21 protein-coding genes are annotated in these 23,235 nt (G+C 55.6%); 10 read left to right on the top strand and 11 right to left on the bottom strand.

Annotated elements, in window-relative coordinates:
* Positions 1 to 18: 18 nt before the first annotated feature.
* Entirely contained in the window at positions 19 to 2,478 is a 2,460-nt protein-coding gene (locus ASD8599_RS17995) for a heavy metal translocating P-type ATPase (protein ID WP_108829818.1), read from the bottom strand.
* A gap of 108 nt (positions 2,479 to 2,586) precedes the next feature.
* A complete protein-coding gene (locus ASD8599_RS17990) occupies positions 2,587 to 3,606 on the bottom strand; it encodes an alpha/beta hydrolase family protein (protein ID WP_108829817.1) in 1,020 nt (339 codons plus the stop codon).
* A 132-nt stretch (positions 3,607 to 3,738) separates the two neighbouring features.
* Between ASD8599_RS17990 and ASD8599_RS17985 the strand changes: the two genes are divergently transcribed.
* Positions 3,739 to 4,743, top strand: coding sequence for a helix-turn-helix domain-containing protein (locus ASD8599_RS17985; protein ID WP_108829816.1), 1,005 nt, complete (start codon positions 3,739 to 3,741; stop codon positions 4,741 to 4,743).
* Between the two features lie 30 nt (positions 4,744 to 4,773).
* Here ASD8599_RS17985 and ASD8599_RS17980 read toward each other — a convergent pair whose 3' ends face one another.
* Positions 4,774 to 5,115 carry a RidA family protein gene (locus ASD8599_RS17980; RefSeq protein WP_108829815.1) on the bottom strand — a complete coding sequence of 114 codons (342 nt, stop codon included), beginning with the start codon at positions 5,113 to 5,115 and terminating at the stop codon, positions 4,774 to 4,776.
* A gap of 109 nt (positions 5,116 to 5,224) precedes the next feature.
* Between ASD8599_RS17980 and ASD8599_RS17975 the strand changes: the two genes are divergently transcribed.
* The 5 genes from ASD8599_RS17975 (at position 5,225) to ASD8599_RS17955 (ending at position 11,022) form a co-directional block, all read left to right on the top strand.
* Complete coding sequence (locus tag ASD8599_RS17975) at positions 5,225 to 6,130, top strand: LysR family transcriptional regulator (RefSeq protein WP_108829814.1); 906 nt, start codon at positions 5,225 to 5,227, stop codon at positions 6,128 to 6,130.
* 85 nt (positions 6,131 to 6,215) lie between these two features.
* Positions 6,216 to 7,667: an aldehyde dehydrogenase family protein gene (locus tag ASD8599_RS17970; protein WP_108829813.1), complete on the top strand. Its 1,452-nt coding sequence runs from the start codon at positions 6,216 to 6,218 to the stop codon at positions 7,665 to 7,667.
* Positions 7,667 to 8,650: a membrane dipeptidase gene (locus ASD8599_RS17965; protein WP_108829812.1), complete on the top strand. Its 984-nt coding sequence runs from the start codon at positions 7,667 to 7,669 to the stop codon at positions 8,648 to 8,650. Before ASD8599_RS17970 ends, ASD8599_RS17965 begins: the two co-directional genes overlap by 1 nt.
* Positions 8,651 to 8,683: 33 nt before the next feature.
* Positions 8,684 to 10,390 (top strand): hypothetical protein, encoded by a 1,707-nt coding sequence (locus ASD8599_RS17960; RefSeq protein WP_108829811.1) that lies wholly within the window; start codon positions 8,684 to 8,686, stop codon positions 10,388 to 10,390.
* Positions 10,378 to 11,022 carry a DUF3726 domain-containing protein gene (locus ASD8599_RS17955; protein ID WP_108829810.1) on the top strand — a complete coding sequence of 215 codons (645 nt, stop codon included), beginning with the start codon at positions 10,378 to 10,380 and terminating at the stop codon, positions 11,020 to 11,022. Before ASD8599_RS17960 ends, ASD8599_RS17955 begins: the two co-directional genes overlap by 13 nt.
* 30 nt (positions 11,023 to 11,052) lie before the next feature.
* On the opposite strand, the gene ASD8599_RS17950 is transcribed toward ASD8599_RS17955, so the two are convergent.
* Positions 11,053 to 11,871, bottom strand: a complete 819-nt coding sequence (locus ASD8599_RS17950) for a sulfotransferase family protein (protein ID WP_108829809.1) — start codon at positions 11,869 to 11,871, stop codon at positions 11,053 to 11,055.
* Positions 11,872 to 12,017: 146 nt separating this feature from the next.
* Here ASD8599_RS17950 and ASD8599_RS17945 point away from each other — a divergent pair, with 146 nt between their 5' ends.
* The 4 genes from ASD8599_RS17945 to ASD8599_RS17930 all read left to right on the top strand — a co-directional run bounded on the left by ASD8599_RS17945 (position 12,018) and on the right by ASD8599_RS17930 (position 16,096).
* Positions 12,018 to 13,595, top strand: a complete 1,578-nt coding sequence (locus ASD8599_RS17945; protein WP_108829808.1) for a DUF5928 domain-containing protein — start codon at positions 12,018 to 12,020, stop codon at positions 13,593 to 13,595.
* Positions 13,596 to 13,665: 70 nt separating this feature from the next.
* Positions 13,666 to 14,148 carry an ATP-dependent zinc protease family protein gene (locus tag ASD8599_RS17940; protein WP_108829807.1) on the top strand — a complete coding sequence of 161 codons (483 nt, stop codon included), beginning with the start codon at positions 13,666 to 13,668 and terminating at the stop codon, positions 14,146 to 14,148.
* Positions 14,145 to 15,050: a 30S ribosomal protein S6--L-glutamate ligase gene (gene rimK, locus ASD8599_RS17935; RefSeq protein WP_108829806.1), complete on the top strand. Its 906-nt coding sequence runs from the start codon at positions 14,145 to 14,147 to the stop codon at positions 15,048 to 15,050. Before ASD8599_RS17940 ends, rimK begins: the two co-directional genes overlap by 4 nt.
* A 2-nt stretch (positions 15,051 to 15,052) precedes the next feature.
* On the top strand, positions 15,053 to 16,096 hold the full coding sequence (locus ASD8599_RS17930) for a succinylglutamate desuccinylase/aspartoacylase family protein (protein WP_108829805.1): 1,044 nt from the start codon (positions 15,053 to 15,055) through the stop codon (positions 16,094 to 16,096).
* Between the two features lie 73 nt (positions 16,097 to 16,169).
* Here the strand turns inward: ASD8599_RS17930 and ASD8599_RS17925 are convergent, their stop codons facing one another.
* From ASD8599_RS17925 to ASD8599_RS17890, 7 genes are all read right to left on the bottom strand, one after another.
* Complete coding sequence (locus ASD8599_RS17925) at positions 16,170 to 16,820, bottom strand: DUF1523 family protein (RefSeq protein WP_108829804.1); 651 nt, start codon at positions 16,818 to 16,820, stop codon at positions 16,170 to 16,172.
* A gap of 15 nt (positions 16,821 to 16,835) precedes the next feature.
* Complete coding sequence (locus tag ASD8599_RS17920) at positions 16,836 to 17,102, bottom strand: hypothetical protein (protein ID WP_108829803.1); 267 nt, start codon at positions 17,100 to 17,102, stop codon at positions 16,836 to 16,838.
* A gap of 1 nt (position 17,103) precedes the next feature.
* Positions 17,104 to 18,453, bottom strand: coding sequence for a DUF6638 family protein (locus ASD8599_RS17915; RefSeq protein ID WP_108829802.1), 1,350 nt, complete (start codon positions 18,451 to 18,453; stop codon positions 17,104 to 17,106).
* Positions 18,454 to 18,772: 319 nt separating this feature from the next.
* Positions 18,773 to 20,695: an ATP-binding protein gene (locus tag ASD8599_RS17905; RefSeq protein WP_108829800.1), complete on the bottom strand. Its 1,923-nt coding sequence runs from the start codon at positions 20,693 to 20,695 to the stop codon at positions 18,773 to 18,775.
* A gap of 90 nt (positions 20,696 to 20,785) precedes the next feature.
* Positions 20,786 to 21,907: a hypothetical protein gene (locus ASD8599_RS17900; RefSeq protein ID WP_108830264.1), complete on the bottom strand. Its 1,122-nt coding sequence runs from the start codon at positions 21,905 to 21,907 to the stop codon at positions 20,786 to 20,788.
* A complete protein-coding gene (locus tag ASD8599_RS17895; RefSeq protein ID WP_108829799.1) occupies positions 21,907 to 22,086 on the bottom strand; it encodes a hypothetical protein in 180 nt (59 codons plus the stop codon). Before ASD8599_RS17895 ends, ASD8599_RS17900 begins: the two co-directional genes overlap by 1 nt.
* Positions 22,087 to 22,110: 24 nt before the next feature.
* Positions 22,111 to 23,184 (bottom strand): coiled-coil domain-containing protein, encoded by a 1,074-nt coding sequence (locus ASD8599_RS17890; protein WP_108829798.1) that lies wholly within the window; start codon positions 23,182 to 23,184, stop codon positions 22,111 to 22,113.
* Between the last annotated feature and the right edge of the window lie 51 nt (positions 23,185 to 23,235).

Here is a 23,235-nt window from a genome sequence, read left to right as displayed (position 1 = left end):
CGCGGCTGCGGATTTCAATCAAGCCTGTGCGCTGGGTGGTGTCAGGGGCTTCGCAAACTGCATACGGTGCAGGCGTAAGGCGTTGGTCAGCACAAACACAGACGACGCCCCCATGGCCGCCGAGGCCAGCATCGGCGACAGCATTACCCCGAAGAAGGGAAACAAAAGCCCTGCCGCCACCGGAATAAGGGCGGCATTATATGCGAAAGCCCAAAACAGGTTCTGACGAATGTTGCGCAGAGTGGCTTTGCTGATTTTGATTGCAGTCACCACCCCCATAAGATCGCCCGACATCAACACCACATCCGCCGTCTCGATTGCGACATCGGTGCCGGTGCCGATGGCTAAGCCCACGTCGGCATGGGCCAATGCTGGCGCATCGTTGATCCCGTCGCCTACAAACGCAACTTTGCCATGGGAAGATTGCAAGTGCGCGACATGGTTCAATTTGTCTTTTGGAAGGGTCTGCGCATGTACAATCGAAATGCCTGTATCACGGGCCACGGCTTGGGCTGCATCGTGGCTGTCGCCTGTGATCAGCGCGGTTTTAATGCCCATCGCATGCAGGTCCGCGATAGCAGCGGTTGTCGTGGGTTTGATCTGGTCCGCGACCCCAAACACCAACTTTGCAGTGTGATCGATGGCTGCGAAAAACACCGTGTGGCCGTTTTGCGCCATAGGCTGCCCAAGTGTTTCCAAAGCGCCCAAAGAAATGCCCAGATTTTCGAAAAAGCGTGCGGTCCCGACATGGACCAAAGCCCCGTCAACTGTGCCACGCAGGCCGTGGCCCGGTTCGGCATGGACGTCTGTGACTTGGACACCGGCCAAATCAAGGTTCTCTGCCGCACGCACAACCGCTTGGGCCACCGGATGTTCTGACTGTGCTTCCAAAGCTGCGACAAGGCGCAATGCATCGTCGTGACCTTCGGGCAAACAATGGACCACTTCGGGCTTGCCTTGCGTTAATGTGCCTGTCTTGTCAAAGGCTACAAGATCCACGTCTTGCAATGCCTGCAACGCATCACCTTTGCGAAACAGAACACCCGCCGCTGCGGCCCGTCCGGTGCCGACCATAATTGAGGTTGGGGTGGCAAGACCCATGGCGCACGGGCAAGCGATGATCAGGACCGAAACCCCCGCAACCAAAGCGTAGCTTAGGCCCGGATCAGGTCCGAAGATCAGCCAAAGCGCCACGGTCAACGCCGCCACGATCATAACGATTGGCACAAACACCGCGGTAACTTGGTCTACGGTGGCTTGGATCGGCAGCTTTGCACCCTGTGCGTCTTCGACCATACGGATGATCTGGGCCAAAACAGTGGCGTCCCCGACGGCTGTGGCGGCAAACGTCATTGCCCCGCTGCCGTTTACGGTGCCGCCGACAAGCGTGTGGCCGTGCGATTTTTCGACAGGAACCGGTTCGCCGGTGATCATGCTTTCATCGACCCAAGATTGTCCCGTGGTGACGGTGCCGTCTACGGGGATGCGTTCGCCGGGCCTGATGTGAACTGCATCGCCTGTCACGATGTTTGCGATCTGGACTTCGATGAGGTGCCCATCACGCATCACACGCGCTGTTTTGGGCTGTAGGCTGACAAGCCTTGCGATGGCTGCACCTGTGCGGCCTTTTGCGCGGGCCTCTAAGGTGCGCCCCAACAGGATCAGCGTTGTGATAACGGCTGCCGCCTCAAAGTAGACAACGGCCGCACCTGCCGGAAACAGCCAAGGCGCAAACAGGGCCAGTGTTGAATATAGCCATGCCGCCGACGTGCCCAAAACCACCAGCGTGTTCATGTCTGGTGCCCCGCGCAACAGTGCAGGCACGCCTTTTTCAAAAAAGCGGGCGCCGGGCCATAAAAGCACAAGGCTGGTAAGCACGAACTGTATGACCATGTCAGTGACATGGCCGATGCTTGTCATGATGAACGTGTGAAAGGGGGGGAACACATGCCCGCCCATCGCCAGCACCACAACAGGGATGGTCAGGGCAGCAGAGATCCAGGTCACGCGTTGCAGGTCTTCCAAAGCGTCGGCTTTTTGATCTTGATTATGATCTTGGGCATCCGGCATCCGCGCGGCATACCCTGCCTGCGTGACGGCCTGCGCCAGATCGGCGCCCGTGGTTGTGCCCGAAACCAGTTCGATGGTGGCGGTTTCAGTGGCAAGATTAGCGGTTGCCGACAGCACCCCATGCTGCTGTTTTAGCGTTTTTTCGATGCGCCCCACGCAGGATGCGCAGTGCATTCCGTCTACCGAAAGCCGTACTGTTTCTTGTGCAGCAGGGTAACCCGCACGATCCAGCGCGTTCAAGGCGGCGGGCAAAGCATCGAGGTTTTCGATCGTGGCGGTTGCTGTTTCTGTGGCAAGGTTTACAGACGCCTGTGTGACGCCTTCGGCCCCGGCCAATGCTGTTTCGGCCCGCTTCACGCAAGAGGCGCAAGACAGGCCAGTCAAAGGCAGGCGAAGGGTTTGGGGCATCGGGCACGGCTTTCGTCAAAGTGTTCCTTCCATAAGGGACGTCACAGGCACAAGGTCAAGAGCGCCCCGGGCGCAACGTGCTGTTGCGAGGGGCGCTCAGGGTTGTGTTTACAGACCCAACTGCGTGGCGAGACCGTCAATTATGGCGGCATGCACCGCGGCCCGGTCCGCGCCTGCGGGGTCGGTGCACACAGGATCATCGTTTTCTTCTTCAAGGATCATTGCGCCTTTGGGCTTGCACAAGGGAAGGGCCATGAAGTGGCTGGCAGGTGCCAAAGTGCGCAGGGTGGCATCCGGCAGTTGCGCTCCGAATCCGCTGCCTTCGGGGCCAAAGTCAGTTGCGAACAAGCGGTCTTCGCCCTCTCCCAACGCAATCAGTTGCACGTCGCTGACCAGCCCCGACAAATGGCTATCGCCCAGATCCCAATGCAGTGCAGGATCAATAGAGGCCACCATGCTGACGCGGGGGTCTTTGTACGAAGCATCCCAAAGGGCCGCATCCAGATCCGCAAATGACACACCTGCATTGGCGATGTCATCGCAATGCGAAGACTTGGCGCCATAGGTGGCGCAATGCGCGGCATAGGCTGCGACATTGCCTGTCAGTCCGCCCAAAGACAGCGCTGTCCAACCGCCATAGGAAAAACCGGCGGCCATAATCGCCGTTTTGTCGATCAGATCACCCATGGTGGGGTCTGCCAGCAACTGATCCAGGGCAGCACTTAGGTCTTGGGCCCGTGTCCAATGGTTCATGCCATTGCGGATGTCGAAATCCCATGTGCTGCTGGCCGGATGGTTGACTGCAACCACGATGGCGCCGCGTTCGGCCAAGCCCGCACCCAACCATGTCAGGCTTTTGTAATTGCCGCCCATGCCATGTGACAGCAAAACGGTAGGACGCTGGCCAGACACGGGGGCCGCATCCTGTTGAACAGGCACGCCATAGAACACCGGGTTCTGGTTGACGACTTGGGCTGCCCCTTTGGCGGTTGCAGGGTACCAGATGGCGCCCTCGATCGGGTCATCCTGATGTGGTGTGTTAAAGGTCTTTAACGCATAGCCTGCCGGGTCGGCCAAAAGGGCTGTTGCGGACAAAAGATAGGCGGTCAATGTCGATGCATAGGTCATTGTGAAGGCTCCTGTTTCACGGTTTTGATGATCCAGACATGGCGGTGCCGCAAAAATACTTCGTCCTAAAACCGGTTCGAGGACGCGCAGATCCGGTTTTAGGACTAAACCCAATCGGGTAAAGGAGACCCTATGCTGACGTTACCGATCCCCATGTTTGGCGCTTTTGTGCTGGTTGTATTGTTTCTGAACCTTGTGTTGCGAGAAGGGCGGCATGGGTTTTTGGCCGCATTGATCGGTGTCTGTGCCATGCAATCGGCGGTGATTGCGCTTGCGCAGCATTACGGGGTGGGGCCGGCGCGGATGGTGCAACCTGTCGGCGCGGCCCTTATTCCGGCGTTGGCGTGGGTGACGTTCCAAGCAACGGCTGTGCGCCGTTTTATGTGGCACCGTGATGGTGTCCATTTCCTTGCGCCTGTCTTTGCAGCATTTTGCCTTGTGTTTGCACCGCAGGTTCTGGATGTGCTCATCCCGACGCTGTTTGTAGGATACGGAATTGCAATCTTGATTGTCCTGCGCAGAGGGGCCGATGCCTTGCCCCGCTTGCGGCTTGAAGCGGGGGGTGTGCCATCAGTGATCTGGGCGGTCATCGGGGCATCATTGATGGCGTCGGCCCTAAGCGACGTGTTGATCGTCGTCACGCAAGTGGCAGGTTACGGTGCGTGGCAACCTGTGATTATCAGCATCTCTGTGACTGGCAATCTGTTGTTGGTTGGGGGTTTGAGTTTGTCGCGCAATCTACATGTGGCGCCTGAACAACGGGACACCACTGCTGCGGCGCCTCCGGTGGATGTGGAAGCAGATGCGCAGATCATGGCGCGACTTGACGGGATGGTGGCGCAGCAAAAGCTGTATCTTGATCCAGACCTGACGTTGGACCGGATGTCCCGCAAACTTGGGGTGCCTGTGAAACAACTGAGCGGCGCGATCAATCGCAGCACGGGCGAAAATGTATCACGCTATATCAACGCGCGGCGGGTGGCGGCGGCCTGCGATGCGCTGGCAGCGGGGGGCAGTGTGACATCGGCAATGCTGACAGCAGGGTTCAACACCAAGTCCAACTTCAACCGCGAATTCTTGCGCGTGACGGGGCAAGCCCCTAGCGTTTGGGCGCGATCGGAACGCCGGGGGAACTGACCCCCGGCGTATCGGGTGTTTCGGAAGGGATCAGTCGTAGGCGGCGTCCACGATGAATTCCACCTTCAGCTCGGCGCGTGCCAGTTTGGCTTCGCCGCATGCGCGTGCGGGCGCGTGGCCTTCTGGCACCCAAGCATTCCAGACTTCGTTTAGCCCCGCAAAGTCGCTCATGTCTGCCAGCCAGATCGTGACACGCAACATGTTTTCACGCGACGACCCCGCCTGCGCCAACAAGGCATCGATTTTTTCCAGACAGATGCGGGTCTGGTCCTGAATGGTGTCGCCTTCTGCCACTTGGCCGGTCAGGTAGGCCACGCCGTTGTGTTTCACAATCTTGGAAGAGCGTGTGCCGGTTTCAATGCGTTCGATCATGGGAAGGTCCTTTTGGTAGGGCAGATGCACTGCGAATAAGGATCAATGGACTCAAGACAAGGATTAAGGCAAACACAAATATGTTGATTAGGCTTCAGAGGATCTGAAATTGGCGATTAAGCTGGAAATGCTAAAGTGTTTTACGATGGTGGCCCAACACGGCAGTTTGTCAGATGCGGCACAGGCCTTGGGGCGCACGCCATCTGCAGTGTCCATGATGTTGAAGCAATTCGAAGACCACATCGGATCGCCTTTGTTTGAAACCGCCCGCAAGTCGCGGCTAACGGCGCTGGGCGCATTGATCTATGAGGAAGCGCGCCGCGAAGTTGGCCATTTTGAAAACACTGTCACAGTCATCGAAGGCATATCACGCTCAAAGCTGGGGTATCTGCGCTTGGCTGTCACCCCATCGGTGGCCACAACACTTTTGCCGCCGGTGATCCGTGCCTTCACGGCCGACCACCCGCAGGTGCAGGTGGAAATCCGTGATATGGATTCAGCGGCCATTGCAGAAGAATTGTTCCACGAACGGGCCGATATTGGCATCGGATCACTGCCCGACACAGAAGGCATGACGCGTCGGGCGTTGTTCAGCGACAGTTTCGGGGTGGTATGCCGCAAGGACAATCCGTTGGTGCAGGATTGGGATCGTTTGACGTGGCGCAATATGGGGGACCATGCGCTGATTGCAAACGGATTGTGCGACCTTATCACAGACCCCGATTTCGCGCCGTTTTTGGCCAAATCGCGATTGCGGGTGCCAAACAGCACGTCGTTGCTCAGCCTTGTGCGCGAAGGGGTCGGCATCACGATATTGCCGCGTATGGCGGCACCCGGACTGCAGGATGATCTGGCATTTCTGCCATTGGTAGACATTGCCACACGGCGAACAGTGTCGGTCATGTCGTCGCGATCGCATATGCTGATGCCTGCTGCACGCGCCTTTTTGGACGCTTTGGAAATTACCGTGGCGACGGATTCGTTTTCCACTGTGCCGGAAATTCAGAAATTCTGAATAAAGCTACAGAATTTTCTGAGTGCCTGAATCTATAAGCTGTCCTATGCGTGGTGCAACTTAGTGCGCTTTCAAAGGACATATCATGCAAGATCTTCGCAAAAACTACATCGCAGGTGAATGGACGGACGGGATTTCGCACATCGAAAACCGCAACCCGTCGGATCTGACGGATGTGATTGGTATGTTCGCGCAGGCCAGTGCAGATCAGCTAGACGCCACATTGGATCAAGCCCGCCGCGCCCAAGCCGAATGGGAAGCCTACGGCATGGAACGCAAGCAGGCGGTCTTGATGGCCATTGGCAATGAAATGATGGAACGCGCCGAAGAACTGGGCACATTACTTAGCCGCGAAGAAGGCAAGCCGTTGGCCGAAGGCAAAGGCGAAGTGTACCGCGCCGGCCAGTTTTTCACATATTACGCTGCTGAATGTCTGCGCCAATTGGGTGAAAATGCCGATTCCGTGCGCCCCGGCGTCGAAGTCGATGTGCGCCGCGAAGCCGTTGGCACTGTTGCCATCATTTCACCATGGAACTTTCCAACCGCCACGGCATCTTGGAAAATCGCGCCGGCGCTGTGCTATGGGAACGCTGTTGTTTGGAAGCCTGCCAACATGACCCCGGCCTCTGCCGTGGCGTTGACCGATATTATCACACGTCAGGACATTCCCAAAGGTTTGTTCAGCTTGGTCATGGGGTCGGGCAGCGATATTGGCCAGCGGCTTGTGGAAAGCCCCAAGATCGACGCGATTTCCTTCACGGGGTCGGTGCCTGTGGGCAAAGGCATCGCATCGGCAGCCATTCAGAACCTGACCAAAGTGCAGATGGAAATGGGATCGAAAAACGCATTGGCTGTGATGGATGATGCGGACCTTGATCTGGCGGTTACCTTGGCGTTGGGTGGCGCCTTTGGGGGTACGGGCCAGAAATGCACGGCGTCCTCACGCCTTGTTATCCATGCCAGCATCCACGATGCGTTTGTCGAAAAACTGGTGGCGGGCACGCAAGCCATGAAAGTCGGCCATGCGCTGGGCGAAGGCACGCAAATGGGACCAGTTGTCAGCGAACAACAATTGATGGAAAATCTTGAATACGCGGCCCTTGGTGTGTCCGAGGGCGCGGAACTGGCCTGTGGCGGGGCGCGTTTGGAAATGCCGCATGACGGCTTTTACATGTCACCTGGCGTCTTCTTGAACACAACCAACGATATGCGGATCAACCGCGAGGAAATGTTTGCGCCGCTCACGTCCGTGATCAAAGTCGACAGCTACGCCGAAGCATTGGCCACGGTCAACGATACCAACTTTGGCCTCACCTCGGGGATCGTGACGCAGAACCTTGCGCGTGCCACACATTTCCGTCGCAACGCGCGCACAGGCGTGGTCACGGTGAACCTGCCGACGGCGGGCACCGATTATCACGTCCCATTCGGGGGACGCGGCGACAGCTCTTACGGGCCGCGCGAACAAGGCAAAGCGGCAGCAGAATTCTACACCACAGTCAAAACCGCCTACATCAGCGCCGGGACGCCTTTGTGATGCAACGCACCCCGCGCATCGACAACTTGCAATACGCCAACTGGTCGGAAAAGATTTTCCGCCAGATGCGCGAAGGTGGTGTGGACGCGGTGCACGTGACCATCGCCTACCACGAGAACTTCCGCGAAACGGTGCTGAATTTTGAACAGTGGAACCGCTGGTTCGAACAGTATCCCGACCTGATCATGAAGGGGCAGTGGGCGTCTGATGTGCAAGTGGCCCAAGACACAGGGCGCACGGCGATCTTCTTTGGGTTCCAGAACCCAAGCCCCATCGAAGACGACATCGGTTTGGTGGAAATCGTGCACAGCCTTGGCGCGCGCTTCATGCAGCTGACCTACAACAACCAGTCTTTGCTGGCGACGGGCTGCTATGAAGACGAAGACAGCGGCATCACACGCATGGGCAAGCAGGTCATCAAGGAAATGAACCGCGTGGGGCTTGTCATCGACATGAGCCACTCGGGCGACCGGTCCACGATTGAGGCGGCAGATATCTCTGAGCGCCCTATCGCGATCACGCATGCCAATCCCTATGAGTGGTGCCCTGCGCTGCGCAACAAAAAAGACGACGTGATCCGCGCCGTCACACAAAATGGCGGAATGTTGGGGTTTTCGGTCTATCCGCATCACCTGAAAGACAAGTCGGATTGCACCTTGGAAAGCTTTTGCGAGATGATTGCCCGCACGGCTGAAAAATTCGGACCTGACCGTTTGGGAATCGGCACGGATCTGTGCCAGGATCATCCCGATAGCGTTGTTGAATGGATGCGCGTTGGACGGTGGAGCAAGCAAATCGACTATGGTGAAGGGTCAGCTGCGGCGCCCGGATTTCCACCCATGCCCTATTGGTTCGAAGACAACCGCGATTTTGACAACATCGAAAATGGCCTTAAGGCTGCGGGATTTTCACCAGAAGAAGCAGCAGGCATCATGGGCGGAAACTGGCACCGTTTTTATGCTGAGAACTTTGGGCCCAAATAGACGAACGCACTAAGACACACGAAAGGATCGGCGATGAAAGCTGAACAGGTTGAGCACCCGCAAATTGCATTACGTGATCCTGCGACCGTGATGCGTTTGGCCCGTATGGGGTCTTTTCACCAAAGCCGCTTGTCCTTCATGCGCACCCTGCTGCGCCGGTTGAAGACCGAAAACTGGCAATTTTCGCGGCCGATCTTTGACATGGACGTCAAAGGCGTCGGCCACGCCGTTTACACAGCGCATGGTCCCGACGCGACATATAGTTTGGTGTGTTTCGGACATGACTTGCCGCCTGAACAGCGGTCGGATCGTGTCATCGCCCACGCATGGGATTCGACATTTACCCTGTGCAAAGGTGTGCCATCCGTGGACGACATCGAACGCTTGCGCCGCAATGTCCCCAAACAAGAAGCCGGTCGGGTTACGTCATCAGAAGTGTCCTTGTCACGCGCCAACCGGTCCGTGCGCTTGTTCGAACATGTTGTGTCGCGGTTGGCAGAAGGGATGCAACCCGATCCTGCCCAGATTGCGGCTGTTGGATATTTGATGCGCACGACAGCTGTATACGGGTCCGGCAAATTCGGTGCCGCAGACCACGACGCTGGCGCTTTGCCCTTCCAAACCGAAATGCTGGCCGTGTTTTTGATCCGCGCCTATGCTCTTGATCTGGTTGAACACATGGCCAAGCTGCGGTCACCCGATACCGCCGTTGCAATGGACCCTGAGCTGCGCCGCCAGTTTGGTGTGGGCAATTCGACAGGCTTGGGGATGGCACCTTTCATCGTGAACCATCCTGTGTTGCTGAACAATTGGATAACCGCACGTGAAGTGGCTTTGGCACGGGTGCGCAGCATAGACCATGCAAACGCGTCAGAGAAAGCTGTGTTCTGCGACGTGGTGCGGCGTGCGCAATACAACGTCAAAATTTGGCAATCGGCACATCCGATCCAGATTGAAAAAATCGCAGATTTAAAGGCGGACTTAAGCCTGTTGATCGCGCATGTTGATGCCTGCGCATTGGACGATGACACACCTTGGGACCATCTGTATCGTTGGTCTGAGCAACACCTAAGCACAGAAGGCCAAGAGTTGTTGGTGTCGATGATGTTAGAACCCTATGGCGCATTGGTCGATGATCTGACAGGGACGATGGGCGCAGATGAAGGGGCGGTCTTTGCCATAGACGGCGCGATGTCCGTGACGCGTATGCAAGAGGTGCTGCGGGACGTGTTTGGGTGGGCCATTGATACAGATTGGCAAACGTCCGACAACGTGGCGCGGGTCTGGTACACGTCAGAAGAAAAGCTGGAACCGCGCCTAGGCGAACGCTTTGAAGAGCCGATTGAGCCCTACGAACAGCCTTTGGCGCCGGGCCGCGATGCTGCGCGGTTCTACGATGATCTGGTCGCTTGGGCTTCACGTGATGCAAACCCGTCTACATTGGCCGCTTTCTTGATGAAATACCCGCAACACAGACACGTGGCGCGTCGGGCGCAGATCGTGGCGCATCACCCCTATGCAGAAATTCGCGACAACACGATCGCCGCCAAAATGCTGCCGATTGATTTGCTGCGCTGCAAGCTGTCCTTCTTTGGGGCGACCCATTTTGACCCCAGGTCAGACCGTTGGGTGCGGATCACCATGTTCCAGAATGCTCCGTTTCCGCATGAGTTGATGCAGGCAGGTGACGACGACTGGTCCTATCCAAGTGCAGCAAGGGCAAACGCGTGTATTCACTAAACGAAGTTGAAACCACAGCGAAACGTGCCGCTTGGGGGGCGGGGGTGCCTTGGGGGCTGGCAGAAGATGCCGGCAAGGCAGTGCGCTGGCTTGCGGCGCAAGGGTTGCCAGGTCCAAAGTCATTGGCACAGCTTTTGACCGGATTTGACGACAATCCTTACCAGTTGTTTTCGCCACAGTCAGATGCAGGTGTGTGGATCGCGTCAGCCGATGCGCTGTGTCCGCTTGTCAGCGGGGCGGCGGTGTCGGATATGGCGGCAACACTCGCCGCAGGCCGGACCATCGATTTTGGACCCTGCTTTGTTCCGATCTTGCTGCTGCCTTTCGCAGCTATGGCCGCACGCCTGACGGACGGTCCGGTTTCAGTCGCGTGGAATGGGGCCGCTTTCACGGCAACGCCAAATGCGCTGTTGTTGGATGCAAGTCCTGATACCTTGCAGGTGCAGTCGACACGAGCGGTGACATGGTCGGCGGAATTAAAGGCCAAACGTGTCTTTCAACCGCAAGAGCGCCTACCGATTGCAGCCGAAGACTGGACCGCTTTGCTGGCGTTTGGCCATCGGACGTTTGCCCCCGACACTGAAGCCTCCCGGTTGGCGGGTGCGGGGGCCGGTGAAACCGACAACGATTGAGTAACTGGATAAAACTGCGGCGACGCCTGATTAGTCGCCCAGTTTTTTGTGAACTTCTTCCAGATCAATTTCACCGATAGGCATTTTGTTTCCGGGGTTCTCAAAGTCGTATTTGAACACGTCGAAATCGCGCTTGAATATCTCGTAGACCAGATGCATCGACATATCGTCGAAATAATCCTCGACCGGATGGGCGCGTTTGGGGCCGTGGCCTTCGCTTTCGTTAAAGCGGGGAATCGCATCCAGATCGACGGCGTGGGGCGTTTCAATCGCGCCAAGCACGTCGGCCATGCCTTCGTTGAATTTTTCTGTCCACAGGATTTTATCGTAGGTGCCGCCGTTCACGATATAGGTGCTGACGTGGCCTGACATGGCGGACCAGTGGATGTCGGGATCCATAGGGCGTCGCCAGCGGATTGTATCGCGGGCAAATAGCAAAAAGCGGCGGAACGACTTGATTTGATCAAAGTCCTGTTTGCCATCGTCGCCACCGACTTCGATGCCGTATTTTTGGATCAAAAGCGGGACAAGATTGCCACGATAGCGTTTGCCATTGCGTTGAATACCACAAATTTTGTCAAAAAAGGACGACAGGATACGGGTGTAGGGATTGCGTACGCAGGTGAAGGCGTAGGATTTGTGGGCCTGCACATTGGCAGAGATCAACGGCTGGCTGTCGTCCAGCGCCCACTTGTGCAACCCGTTTTTGGCGTCATGAATATCGCCATCAAAAAAATCACCATGGTCAGAGTAATACATGATCTGACCGATGGTCGAGCAGGCGCATTTGGGCACCACGCGGTACACTACGCTTTCGGTCTCTGTCATCCACGTTCCGGGAAATCCCATATCACTCGTCCTTGTGCTCGTATGGCCTGTTTTATCTGCAACAGTTTGCCTGTCCCTTAAAAAAGCAAAAAAATCCTGTTTATTCAATCTGTCTTCACCATTAACTAGGTAAACAATCAGGCGTAAAGGGGCTGTTCGTTTCTAATATGGCAAAAATCGCCTACATATTGCTATGTCACAAGGATCCAGAAGCGATCATTAAGCAGGCTCAACGCCTGACGGCTGTTGGCGACTATATGTCGATTCATTTTGACGCCAGCGCGAACCCCGCCCACTACGCCCAAATCAAAGACGCTTTGAAAGACAACGACCACGTCACATATGCCCACAAACGCATCAAATGCGGGTGGGGGGAATGGTCGCTGGTGCAGGCCACTTTGTACGCGGTGGAATCTGCCGTTGATGCCTTTCCCAAGGCCACACATTTTTACATGCTATCGGGCGATTGCATGGCGGTAAAATCGGCGGAATACACGCATCAGTTTCTGGACGACAACGACGCCGACTTTATCGAAAGCTTCGATTATTTCGAAAGTGACTGGATCAAGACCGGCATGAAAGAAGAACGGCTGATCTATCGCCACTTCTTCAACGAACGGACACAGAAATGGCGGTTCTACACGTCATTCAATATGCAGCGTAAATTTGGCATCACGCGGGATATTCCAGACGACATACAGGTTATGATCGGCAGCCAATGGTGGTGTTTGCGCCGTCGCACGGTGGAATGGGTTCTGGATTTCACACGTCAACGCAAAGACGTTATGCGGTTTTTCCGCACCACATGGATTCCAGATGAAACCTTCTTTCAGACCATTGTGCGCCATGTTGTGCCAAAAGAAGAAATTCGAACGCGCACGCTGACGTTTTTGATGTTCACGGATTACGGGATGCCGGTGACGTTCTATGACGATCACTATGATCTGTTGCTCAGTCAGGATTTCCTGTTTGCCCGAAAGATCAGCCCGGAGGCCAAAGACCTGAAACGCAGGTTGGGATTGCTGTATGCGGCGGTCGGGGTGCAATTCAAAATCTCGAACGAAGGGACCAGCCTGTTCAAATTCTTGACCGGGCGCGGGCGCATCGGGCGACGTTTTGGGATGCGGTTCTGGGAAACCGAAAGTACGCTGGGGCGCGAACGCGAATTGATGATCGTGATTTGCAAAAAGTGGCACGTGGCCAAACGCGTTTTGGAGCGGATCCGGCAGGTCACAAATGTCCCGGCTTTGGAATACATCTTTAACGAAGAAGACACGCCTTTGCCTGATCTTGGAGGTATCCAAAAGACTTTGGGCAAACGGGCGCGGCACCGCAGGGCATTGATGCGGATGTTGTTTGACTACTATGAGACAGACAAATTGATCGTTTGCATGGACCCCGGAAATGTTGATCTGTTGCAGGATTTTGCAGGTGACAGATCCGTAACGCGGATGTTGGAAATCGATTGCGGGTTTTCTGATGATTACCTGATTGGCCACGCGATGCGTGTGGGTCTGGCGGGGGATCAGACCTCTACGGACACGCTGGAACGGTTGTTGCCGACCATTCGAAATGACATGATCTTTGAAAGTGATCGCATCCGCGACGCGGGTTTTGAAAACCTGGAAAAAATGCGGGAAGGGGCGGGGGCCGAAGAAAACGCAAAAGCATTGGCTTCTTTTTTGCGGATCAGCCCGGAAAAAGCGTTTGAAATTGCGCAGGCAGATTACCTTTTCTCGGACTGAGTTCGCGTTTTCTTTCCCTATATCCGCTGCTAGTCTGATGCTTTAGACGATTCCGTATAGGAGGCGCCGAATGAACGATCCAAAGCCAAAACGCGCCCTTACGGTGATCGGATGGCAAGAGGCTGTTGATCTGCCCGATTTGGGCCTGACCAATATGATTGCAAAGATCGACACTGGTGCGCGAACATCTGCGCTGCACGCCGAACAAATTGCGCGGTTTGAAAAAGATGGTGCACAGTGGGTCCGGTTTCACACAAGGTTTGATGATGAAGCCCGCGATGTCTGGATCGAGTGTCCGATCCATGACCTGCGTGAAATTAAGAACACGTCCGGGCAACCGGAAGAGCGCATTGTGATCCGCACCAAATTCCGCATTGCGCGGCGGGCCTGGACTATTGACCTGTCTTTGGCCGAACGTGGCGAAATGCAGTTTCGTATGATTGTGGGCCGGTCTGCCCTTAGCAAACATGCCATCGCCGTGCACACCCGTGCCCGGTTTTTAACACAAGATCCGGCCAAAGCGTTGGACATCACGGGGAAGGCAAAAACATGAAAATTGCAATGATGGCGCGCAACGCAGAGCTATACACACACCGGCGCCTGCAAGAAGCGGCAGAGGCCCGCGGACACCAGCTGGATATCATCAACACGTTGCGGTGCTACATGAATATCGCGTCGCGGCGTCCTGAAATTTACTACAACGGGGACAAGTTGGAAGGCTATGATGCGGTCATCCCGCGTATCGGGGCGTCGATCACATTCTATGGCCTTGCCGTATTGCGACAGTTCGAAATGATGGGTGTTTATCCGTTGAACGAAAGTGTCGCTATCGGGCGATCACGCGATAAACTGCGATCGATGCAACTGTTGGCGCGTGATGGCATTGGCCTGCCAGTCACGACTTTTGCCCATGACCCCAAGCAGACCGAAGAGGTGCTGAAACTGGCTGGCGGTGCACCCATTGTGATCAAGTTGCTGGAAGGCACACAGGGTTTGGGCGTTGTTTTGGCTGACACCGACCGGTCCGCCAAATCTGTTGTCGAAGCGTTCCGTGCTGCAAATACAAACATTTTGCTGCAGGAATTCATTAAAGAAGCAGGCGGCACGGACATTCGCGCCATTGTGGTTGGGGGCAAGGTCATTGCCGCTATGAAACGCACTGGCGCTGCAGGTGATTTTCGCTCGAACCTGCATCGTGGCGGGTCGGCCCAAGTTATCAAACTGTCACCTGAAGAACGCGCCACTGCAGTGCGCGCCGCCAAATCCATGGGCTTGAATGTATGCGGGGTTGATATGCTACGCGCCAATCATGGCCCCGTCGTCATGGAAGTGAATTCGTCTCCGGGCCTCGAAGGTGTCGAGAAGGCCACGGGCCTCGACATTGCAGGAAAGATCATCGAATACATGGAAAAACACGCCAAACCGGGTGCCACCAAGACCAAAGGCAAAGGATAACAATGCCCAAACGCGAAGGGTTTCAGATTGGCTCTGAAACAGTTGCTTCAGGCACGCGCCGGACAGTAAACTTGCCCGTCAGTTACTTGTCGGATCATACACCCGTCACCATGTCAGCGCATGTGGTGCATGGCCGCTTGAACGGTCCTGTCGTCTTTATCAGTGCGGGGATTCACGGCGATGAGGTGATCGGCATAGAAATTGTGCGTCGATTGCTAAAGACGCCGAACCTGAAGTCGTTGAAGGGTACGTTGATTGTGGTGCCCATCGTCAACGCATTCGGGTTTATCAACCGGTCCCGCTATTTGCCGGACCGCCGCGATTTGAACCGGTCTTTTCCAGGCAGTGAAACAGGGTCTTTGGCATCCCGCCTCGCTGACCTGTTTGTGCGTGAAATCGTGGAACGATCTGATCTGGGAATTGACCTGCATTCCGCAGCAATTCACCGCACCAACTATCCGCAAATTCGAGTGTCTCCGGATGACGAAGATGCCCGTGCCCTTGCCGACATTTTCTGCGCACCTGTCATCATGGAAAGCAATTTACGTGAAGGATCGTTGCGTGAAACAGCCCATCGTTTGGGTAAAAAAGTGATGCTTTACGAGGCGGGTGAAGGTTTGCGGTTTGATGAATTTTCCGTACGTGCAGGTGTCGCGGGCATCATGCGGGTCTTGCATCACATGGGGATGATCGGTTCCAAAGGTGTGTCGCGCCCGAAGGCGAAGCCACAGTTTTGCCCGTCATCCAAATGGTTGCGCGCCCCGATGGGCGGCCTGTTGCGCACGTTCAAGTCTGATGGTGATCTGGTCCATGAAGGTGATGTTATGGGGTCTGTATCTGACCCGTTTGGTGAGCAGGAAAATGATATCATCGCCCCGTTTGACGGCATCATCGTCGGCCGCGCCGTTTTGCCTGTCGTGAACGAAGGGGACGCGGTGTTTCATCTGGCCCGTGTTGCTTCAATGAAGCGGGCTGAAAGCACCGTTGAGGGTCACAGCCTGCATTTGCAAGATGATCCGATGTTTGATGAGGACGAGATTATCTAGAGCGGGATCAGGGGGGCCAGCCCCCGTCGCTGTGCGACCTCCCCGAGGTTTATTTAGCGAGATGAACAGGGGACTATTTGGCTTTCCACGTTCCCAACCAGCGGCGAATACGCCCGCGCTTTTCATCAACGGCGTCTCCGGCTGCGTCCCAATTGTCTTGAATTTCTTCAAGCGTCGGATCAATTCGCGCGATGCGGAAGCGGCGCCAACGTACCCAGATGAAATAGGTGACCATCGCAAACAATGTCAGCACGATGATATTGATCCATGGGATGCCTTTAGACGCATTTGGTCCGTCCACGATCTTCACGTCCAGTGCATTGGGGAAGATCGACATAAATTCATTACGCCATCCATAGTGCCGAATGATCGCGTATTGTGGATCTGCTGCCGTTGATTTGGCATCGGCGGCCTCTGCCTGAAGGTTTGAGGTGTCGAATTTCAGATAAGGCGGCCAACCCCAGCCAGTGTCTTCGTTGCGGTAGACCATGACGCCATCGCTGCTTGCAAGTCGGGTCTGGATGAAAAACACATCGCGGTTCACGGCCGTGCCATCGGTGCCCGTGTCTGCACTGGCCCAAAAGATCGAGTTTTCCCCAAAGTCCACCCGTTTTTCGTAGGTGTCGGTGATCCGCACGATGTCCTTTTGTGGCAGCGTATAGTGAAAGAACGCAGCCACAAAGACCCAGAAGCTGATGATAAAGAACCACTTGATATAGGTCACGAAAAGCCCCTCCGGTCAGGCGAAATTGGTCAGATAGATGATGACACACATAAGGGTGAACGGCACAATATACACCCCCAAGATCAGTTTGCGCCGCAATGATCCATCATAGTCGGCAAGCCCCTGATCCACATAGCTGTCGATGTCCGTGGTTTGGGGGCCATCGTACCATTCAGCCTTCAGCTTTCCGCGCCGCACCGCGCGTGAATAAAACGACAGGCTCACGTAAACCACTGTCAGAACAATGAACCCCATGAACAACAACCGTGCCAATGCAAACATCTTAACGCCTCCTCACCGCGCCCCAAGGACCCACGCGATCAATCATATCGTTGCGATCCCACGGGCCGGGGGCCGCATCCATCGCCGCCTCATGCCCGAACAACGCCGCCCGCGCGCCCGCTTTATCCACTTGGTACTCGCGCTCCAGATAGTCCGCAACATACTCTTTCTTGCTGTCCGACCACCCCGCATAAGTCGCATAAAACAGCTCTTTGTGGCAAATGAACAACTGGCGGATGTCTTGCGGGCACAACTCGGCCAGCAGCATATTCACAAGGTCTTTGTCCGAGGTATCAGCCGCCCGCAGCGTGTAGAAATAGGCAGGGTGTTCTGAATCAATCTTCGGCCACGACCCGCCATGTTCCGCCCAATTCACCAATTGCCCCAAGGCTTTGTACGCTTCTGGCACAAGGCTGGAATGTTCGCGCGCAAGGCGGCGCATATCGCGCCGGGTGGTGTTTGACAGATCCACACCCGTGCCCGCTACCGCATCAATCAGGATGAAATCCATCTTTTGCCGCAGGATCGCCGCCGCATCGACGCCACGCGCCTTCACGATGGGTTCGACCAGATTGCAATCGTCAAGGAATTGCGCAATGCGGTTGCGTTCCGTGATGTCGTAGGTGCGCGTCACAGGCAGATCGCCAAGGGGTTCTTTCGAGCGCGAGGTGATCGCCGCCTGTCTGTCCGTCGCCTGAAAAATGTAAAGCCCGCCAAAATGCGCGGTCCAAAAATTCTCCTGTGCGAACTCCATATGGTTCAAACGCACAGGATTGCGCCGCACGTCACCCGTTTCCCCCGCGAGGCCGATCATCTCCGCGATCAACACATCATCAAACCACGCGTCGTCTTCTTGCAGAAAGCGGTCCACTTTCTTGGCCAAGTTGTTCGCAGATTGCACCGTGCCCTGCGTCGTGTCCGCCTCGATTTGCACCGATCTAATGTCAAACAGGCGCTGCGGCGTCGAGATGTCATAGACGCTGTTGACCAGCTCCCCCGCCACCGCGTCACGGGCCGTGAGGGCAAAGAGTTGCGCCTCGTTCGTGTCGAAGAATTCGCGCAAGATCGTGTAGCTGGTCGAAAATTTCGCACCCAGCAGGGGGCAGCGTTTTTGATCGGTGCTGAGCAGGATAAACTGCCGATTGACGCCCGCATGGTTAAGGTAGAGGTGGTCGTTCAGCTCCTCCCCGATCTCGGGGGCATAGCCGGAAATGTCGATGTGGAAATCGGTTAGGGTTGTGGTTTTTCCGGTGAGGTGTTTGAGCGCACGATTGTAGCGCTCGACCAGGGCGGGCGAGGAGACGTGGAACAGGTTGCCAAACATGAGGCCGCGTTGGATGAGGCGTTTCATATTAAGGTTACCTTTCGCCAGATAGAATATACTATGATGATCAGATAAAATACGGACCCAAGCATTATTAAAGTTGTGACAGTGGTATCCACCCATTCGATACAGAAGTGTTTTGATTCTGGTCCGCCTTGCAACATAACAAGTGGAATGACCAAAGAAAGTGACGCCATGAAAACACCATAAGAAATTGCAAGAGCAACGACAGTCTTGATAACCCCGAACGGGATCAAGAATTGACCAATGAATTTTCCAACAAAAAAGAACACTGAATACTCAACTAAAAGTACGACGGCTGAAATTGCGAGGAAGGAGACACAATTCACCCTTCCCCTCCCAAAAACCGCTTCTTCGCCTCAACCTGACGCCCCATATCCCGCACCATCCCCTCAATCGCTACCTCATCCGACTTATCCGCATACCTAAACTCGGAATCCGCGTAGCGATTGATCTCCTGCACCACCATGTCCACCGTGATCGGCTGGCGCAGCTCCGAAATCATGCCCTTCTTGGTGTCGTAATCCTTGAACAGGAACAGGTCGGGTTCCTCCATCCATTCATCGGGCAATTCGAAGTCCATCGCCCGCACTTTCACCGCATCCGTGATGTTCTTGATCGCGCGACCGGTGAACCGCTCGTCCGCCTCTTGGATGCCTTTCAGATAGGTGCCGAGCTTCGCAATCGTGTCCAATTCACCAATTTCCGAGGACACCTGATCAAACACCCGCATCAGCCCCTCTTCATGGGGCTTCGCGTGGCTTTCAAACGATGCGGCCACCGCCGATTTGATTTCTTGCGCGCTAAACACCTCATGCGCGCCTGTGGGGATGTCGTGGTTTTTGCCCATCAGCAGGTACAGGATGTCGATGTAATCCTCGCGGGTTTGTGGCCCATCGACCAAGAACCGTGCGCCCGCCCGTTGGCGCAACGCATCATCCACATTCTCGGGATAGTTCGAAAACATGCCAAAGGTGCAATTGCCGCGCACGACCGTATTGGCGCCTGCAAAGCTTTCCATCAGCACGGCAGTGATTTCCAGCTGCCCCGCCGACGACTGCCGATCTCCACGTTTCCCAGCCAACTGGTCAATATCGTCAATGGTGCCAAAGCCGATCACGGACGGGTCCAACACGTTGTTGATAAATGCTTTTGCGTTCTGACCTGATTTACCCTGATAGCTGTCGATGTTGTCTGTGCTCAGGTTCTGGTAGCGAAACGGATAGCCCGCGATCCCGCAATAGTCGTTCACCATCCCCGCCATCATCTGGATCAGCGTGGTCTTGCCCGTTCCCGGTTTGCCGTCGCCCATGAAGGTAAAGATGAACCCGCCAAGCTCCGCAAACGGGTTCAAACGGCGGTCAAAATCATAGGCCATGAGCATCTTGGACAGCTTCATCGCTTGATATTTGGCGATGTGGTTGCCCACGACCTCGTTGGGTTTCTTGAAGGACATGGTCAGCGTTGTGGACTTGGCCTTGGACGCCGGGGAAAAGCCCGCAACGGTGAAATCATCCGCCTCAACGCGCCAAGTGGCATTCGCGAACGTCTCCAAACGTGGGGCTGATCCGGCACGCAAGGCGACCTTTTCCATCAAGGCCTCGGCAAAGCCCGAAACCGTCGCCACAAGCCGTGCATCATCGGATGCATGGGCCGCAAGGTCCTGATCCAACTCCCAAAGTGCGCCATGCAAAGCGGTCTGGCCGTTATCGGTCAGAACCTCTTCAACGTCACCCAGTTCAACAGTGACCTCTGAGGCATGGGGGGACAGCAAATAGGCCGTGGCATTGCCAAAAACATAAAGGGTGATCAGTGCCTCCGCCGCCAGCAATTCCGAAAACTCGGTCTTGCGCGCGGTGGGCAAGGACCCTTCCAAGTTCGAGCGCTTCAAATCACCCAAGCCAGAGCTTTCCGCGTATTCCTCTGCCACGGCCAAGGCGATGGACACCGCGCGGCGCAACGCATTCATCACGGTGGCCTGCAAGGGCGTCACGAGTGCATCATCCTCAATCCGCGCCATCACCTGAACGGCACCAGAAACGGCTGTGCGGCGCGTCACAAGCCCTGGCGTGGTCGAGCGAAAGCGACGGCGCGTCCCAATGCCCGATGACCGCTCAGGTGCGTCTTCAACCACAGCTTTGCCAATACGCGGCGCATGATCAAAGCCCTGCAACATGGCCAGCGCCATATCGTAATGCTTTACAATATCGCTCTCGCGAAGCTCCATCTGGTCAGATGTTTGGCTCATTTCAAATCCCTCTTCAAATCACACTGGCCTGAAATCAAAACAGATCCCTCCGCTTCATCTCGCCAAACAAACCTCCCCCGGAGGGTCCCGTCAGTACCGCAAAACGCGCCCCTGTGGGCTAACGACAAACTTGCGAACAGACCCAAATCCCGGCGGGTTCAACTCTTCCAGCACCTGATAGGGGCGCTGCGGTACAACAATCGACCGCTCCATGCGTGTGGCCCCCGTATCCGCACCGCGCCCGGCAAAGGGATCAAGCGCAAACACCTCGCGTTCAACGGTCGAAAACCAGCCCGAACGTTCTTCAACCACGCGTTCGCTTTCCAATTCTTCTTCTGTCCAGACCAAAGCCCAATCTTGCCCCGCAGGCGCTTTCGCTTGTGCTAAAACTTGCGCCATCGGACCCGACTGGCGCGTAAATGCATCCGAATACATTGGCCCCACATGAAACCGGCGCATGCGTTTGGGGTGCAGATCGTCAAAATCTTCGTCAAAGCCTTTGGCGATGGTCATCAGCTTCAGCCCCGCCATGGCCTGCGCCATCAGATGCGCTTGCACCTCAGGCCAACGACGTTGGTCTTTGGGCAGGGCCGTTTTGCCGCTGTCTTCAAGTTCCATCATATAGATCACAGGCAGGTTGACCTGACTGTCGTAGACCGCCCAATGCAGCAAAAACCGCCGCCGACCGGCGCCGGCATCGCCCAACCATTGCACCTCCGGATCATTACGCGCCCAGAACAAGTCGCCGCGCGACAGCTCCTGATAATAAAGGCGTTGCGACAAGGCGAATTGCAACTTTGTTGGAATTTCACGTTCGCCTAAAATCACGCCAACCATCTGCGACTTCAATTCGTCCTCGGATGGCATTTCACGCAAGTGGCGTTCGGCCTGCTGCGCGTCATTGGCCATGGTCAGAATTTCATCCGAGGCCGGAAACCCGCTTTCTTTGGTGTCAATTTCAAGCGATCCAAAGAACCGCCCCGTATCACGCCCGACCAGCAGATATTTGTAACTGAGCGCCTGAAAAGTGAAGTGCAAAGACGTGGCGTAGCGCGTCAGAATATTCACCTCGGCCCGGTTCAACCGCCCTTCGGCTTCCATCACCCCCGCCACACGGGTCATGTGCTGCAGGATGCCTGCAAATTTTCGGAAATAACGGCGCGAGGCGAACAGGTCGGTCAGACCTTTTGTCTCAGTGTTTTTGCTTTCCATCACCACAACTGTGTCTCCAGAAATACACGTAGAACAAGCCAGACCACAAAACCCACGAGTGCGCCGATAACGATGCCCTTGATCAAAGGAATCGCAAACGCCATCCCAATCACTTCACTGAACTGGAAGGCAGCAACACCACCCAAGATCGCGCCAGCAGCAATGAAAATCCGCATCATATGGACAAATCCTTGGTCAAAGGATCACCCGTACTGATTGCTGTCATGCTTTTCGACAATCTGCTGGAATCGCCGCGCAAAGCGTTCATCCGCCTTTGCCTTCTGCTCCAGCACATCCCGCGCAAAGACCATGTGATCCTCGTGCGCTTCCATCATTTCGGCCATCCGCTTGTTGGTCGCGGCCCCAATGCCTGCCATCGCGGATTGCGCTTCTTGGTCGGTTTGCACACCGATTTCGTTGATGCGGTGGGCGACGTCTTGTTGTTGCGCGGTTTTCAGGGATTTGGTCAAAGCGTCATAAAGAACAACACGTTGCTTGGTGTCTGTTTGCAGCTTGTTGATCAGAACCATCTGTGTGGCCGCTTGGTTTTGCAAGGAATCAACCCAGGTTTTACCCTTCTCGATATAGCGCTCAAGTGTCTGAGACTTTGCCAGCTTCACTTGTTCTTCCTGCACCATTTCGTTGTAGGTGCTGTTCAACTCGGCCAGTTCGGTCTCAAGGGCCGTGCGCTTGGCGGCGTCTTGTTCCGATGCAATGGCGTTTTCAACGGTGATGATCTTGGGGTCCATCGCTTGAATGTCGGCTTGCAAGGTCGACAGTTCGCCCACGGTCATTTCGCGTTCGTCCAGCGTCTCGGTCAGGTTCGCTTCAACCTTCACCTTTTGCTCTTCCAGCATCGACAACTGGCCTTCCAGCAGCTTCACAATGACATCGGACTTGCCGATCAAATCCTGCAACTTGTCGTCAATTGAGGCCGTGCGCACACGTTCCTGCCGCATGCTGTCGGATTTGGCCTTGGCAAAAATGCCCACAAAGCTCTCCCAGCCCGTCTTGTTGCGCATCTCGTCAAAGTCTTGGGAGAAGGCCGATGTCACATCATCCAGCCCCATAATCAGTTCCGCGATATTGGCGTTCATCACGTCGGTGTGGGCGTGCACGTCCTCAAGGGATGCGTTTTCGATGTCCATCATCGCCTCATCGCCCGACTTCATCTTGGCGCGCGCGGCCTCGATGCGGCTGGATAGCTCAGCGATTTTGGATTGTGCCTCGGCCACCTGCGATTGGGATTCCCGAACCTGCGCGTCAAAATCAGCCATAAATAACTCCCGTGTTCAATTGCTTAGGGCCTATATAGTCAATGTAAATAA

Source organism: Ascidiaceihabitans donghaensis, from assembly GCF_900302465.1.
GTDB lineage: Bacteria > Pseudomonadota > Alphaproteobacteria > Rhodobacterales > Rhodobacteraceae > Ascidiaceihabitans > Ascidiaceihabitans donghaensis.
The sequence above is the reverse complement of the archived record's forward strand: the minus strand, read 5'-3'. Positions and strand labels throughout refer to the sequence as shown.

Coding starts and splice junctions, on each gene's coding strand:
- ASD8599_RS17930 (WP_108829805.1), top strand. CDS start 15,053: ATGCCCAAACGCGAAGGGTTTCAGATTGGCTCTGAAACAGTTGCTTCA.
- ASD8599_RS17900 (WP_108830264.1), bottom strand. CDS start 21,907: ATGGAAAGCAAAAACACTGAGACAAAAGGTCTGACCGACCTGTTCGCC.
- ASD8599_RS17995 (WP_108829818.1), bottom strand. CDS start 2,478: ATGCCCCAAACCCTTCGCCTGCCTTTGACTGGCCTGTCTTGCGCCTCT.
- ASD8599_RS17980 (WP_108829815.1), bottom strand. CDS start 5,115: ATGATCGAACGCATTGAAACCGGCACACGCTCTTCCAAGATTGTGAAA.
- ASD8599_RS17895 (WP_108829799.1), bottom strand. CDS start 22,086: ATGATGCGGATTTTCATTGCTGCTGGCGCGATCTTGGGTGGTGTTGCT.
- ASD8599_RS17940 (WP_108829807.1), top strand. CDS start 13,666: ATGAACGATCCAAAGCCAAAACGCGCCCTTACGGTGATCGGATGGCAA.
- ASD8599_RS17920 (WP_108829803.1), bottom strand. CDS start 17,102: ATGTTTGCATTGGCACGGTTGTTGTTCATGGGGTTCATTGTTCTGACA.
- ASD8599_RS17950 (WP_108829809.1), bottom strand. CDS start 11,871: ATGGGATTTCCCGGAACGTGGATGACAGAGACCGAAAGCGTAGTGTAC.
- rimK (WP_108829806.1), top strand. CDS start 14,145: ATGAAAATTGCAATGATGGCGCGCAACGCAGAGCTATACACACACCGG.
- ASD8599_RS17915 (WP_108829802.1), bottom strand. CDS start 18,453: ATGAAACGCCTCATCCAACGCGGCCTCATGTTTGGCAACCTGTTCCAC.
- ASD8599_RS17990 (WP_108829817.1), bottom strand. CDS start 3,606: ATGACCTATGCATCGACATTGACCGCCTATCTTTTGTCCGCAACAGCC.
- ASD8599_RS17965 (WP_108829812.1), top strand. CDS start 7,667: ATGCAACGCACCCCGCGCATCGACAACTTGCAATACGCCAACTGGTCG.
- ASD8599_RS17945 (WP_108829808.1), top strand. CDS start 12,018: ATGGCAAAAATCGCCTACATATTGCTATGTCACAAGGATCCAGAAGCG.
- ASD8599_RS17970 (WP_108829813.1), top strand. CDS start 6,216: ATGCAAGATCTTCGCAAAAACTACATCGCAGGTGAATGGACGGACGGG.
- ASD8599_RS17960 (WP_108829811.1), top strand. CDS start 8,684: ATGAAAGCTGAACAGGTTGAGCACCCGCAAATTGCATTACGTGATCCT.
- ASD8599_RS17905 (WP_108829800.1), bottom strand. CDS start 20,695: ATGAGCCAAACATCTGACCAGATGGAGCTTCGCGAGAGCGATATTGTA.
- ASD8599_RS17890 (WP_108829798.1), bottom strand. CDS start 23,184: ATGGCTGATTTTGACGCGCAGGTTCGGGAATCCCAATCGCAGGTGGCC.
- ASD8599_RS17985 (WP_108829816.1), top strand. CDS start 3,739: ATGCTGACGTTACCGATCCCCATGTTTGGCGCTTTTGTGCTGGTTGTA.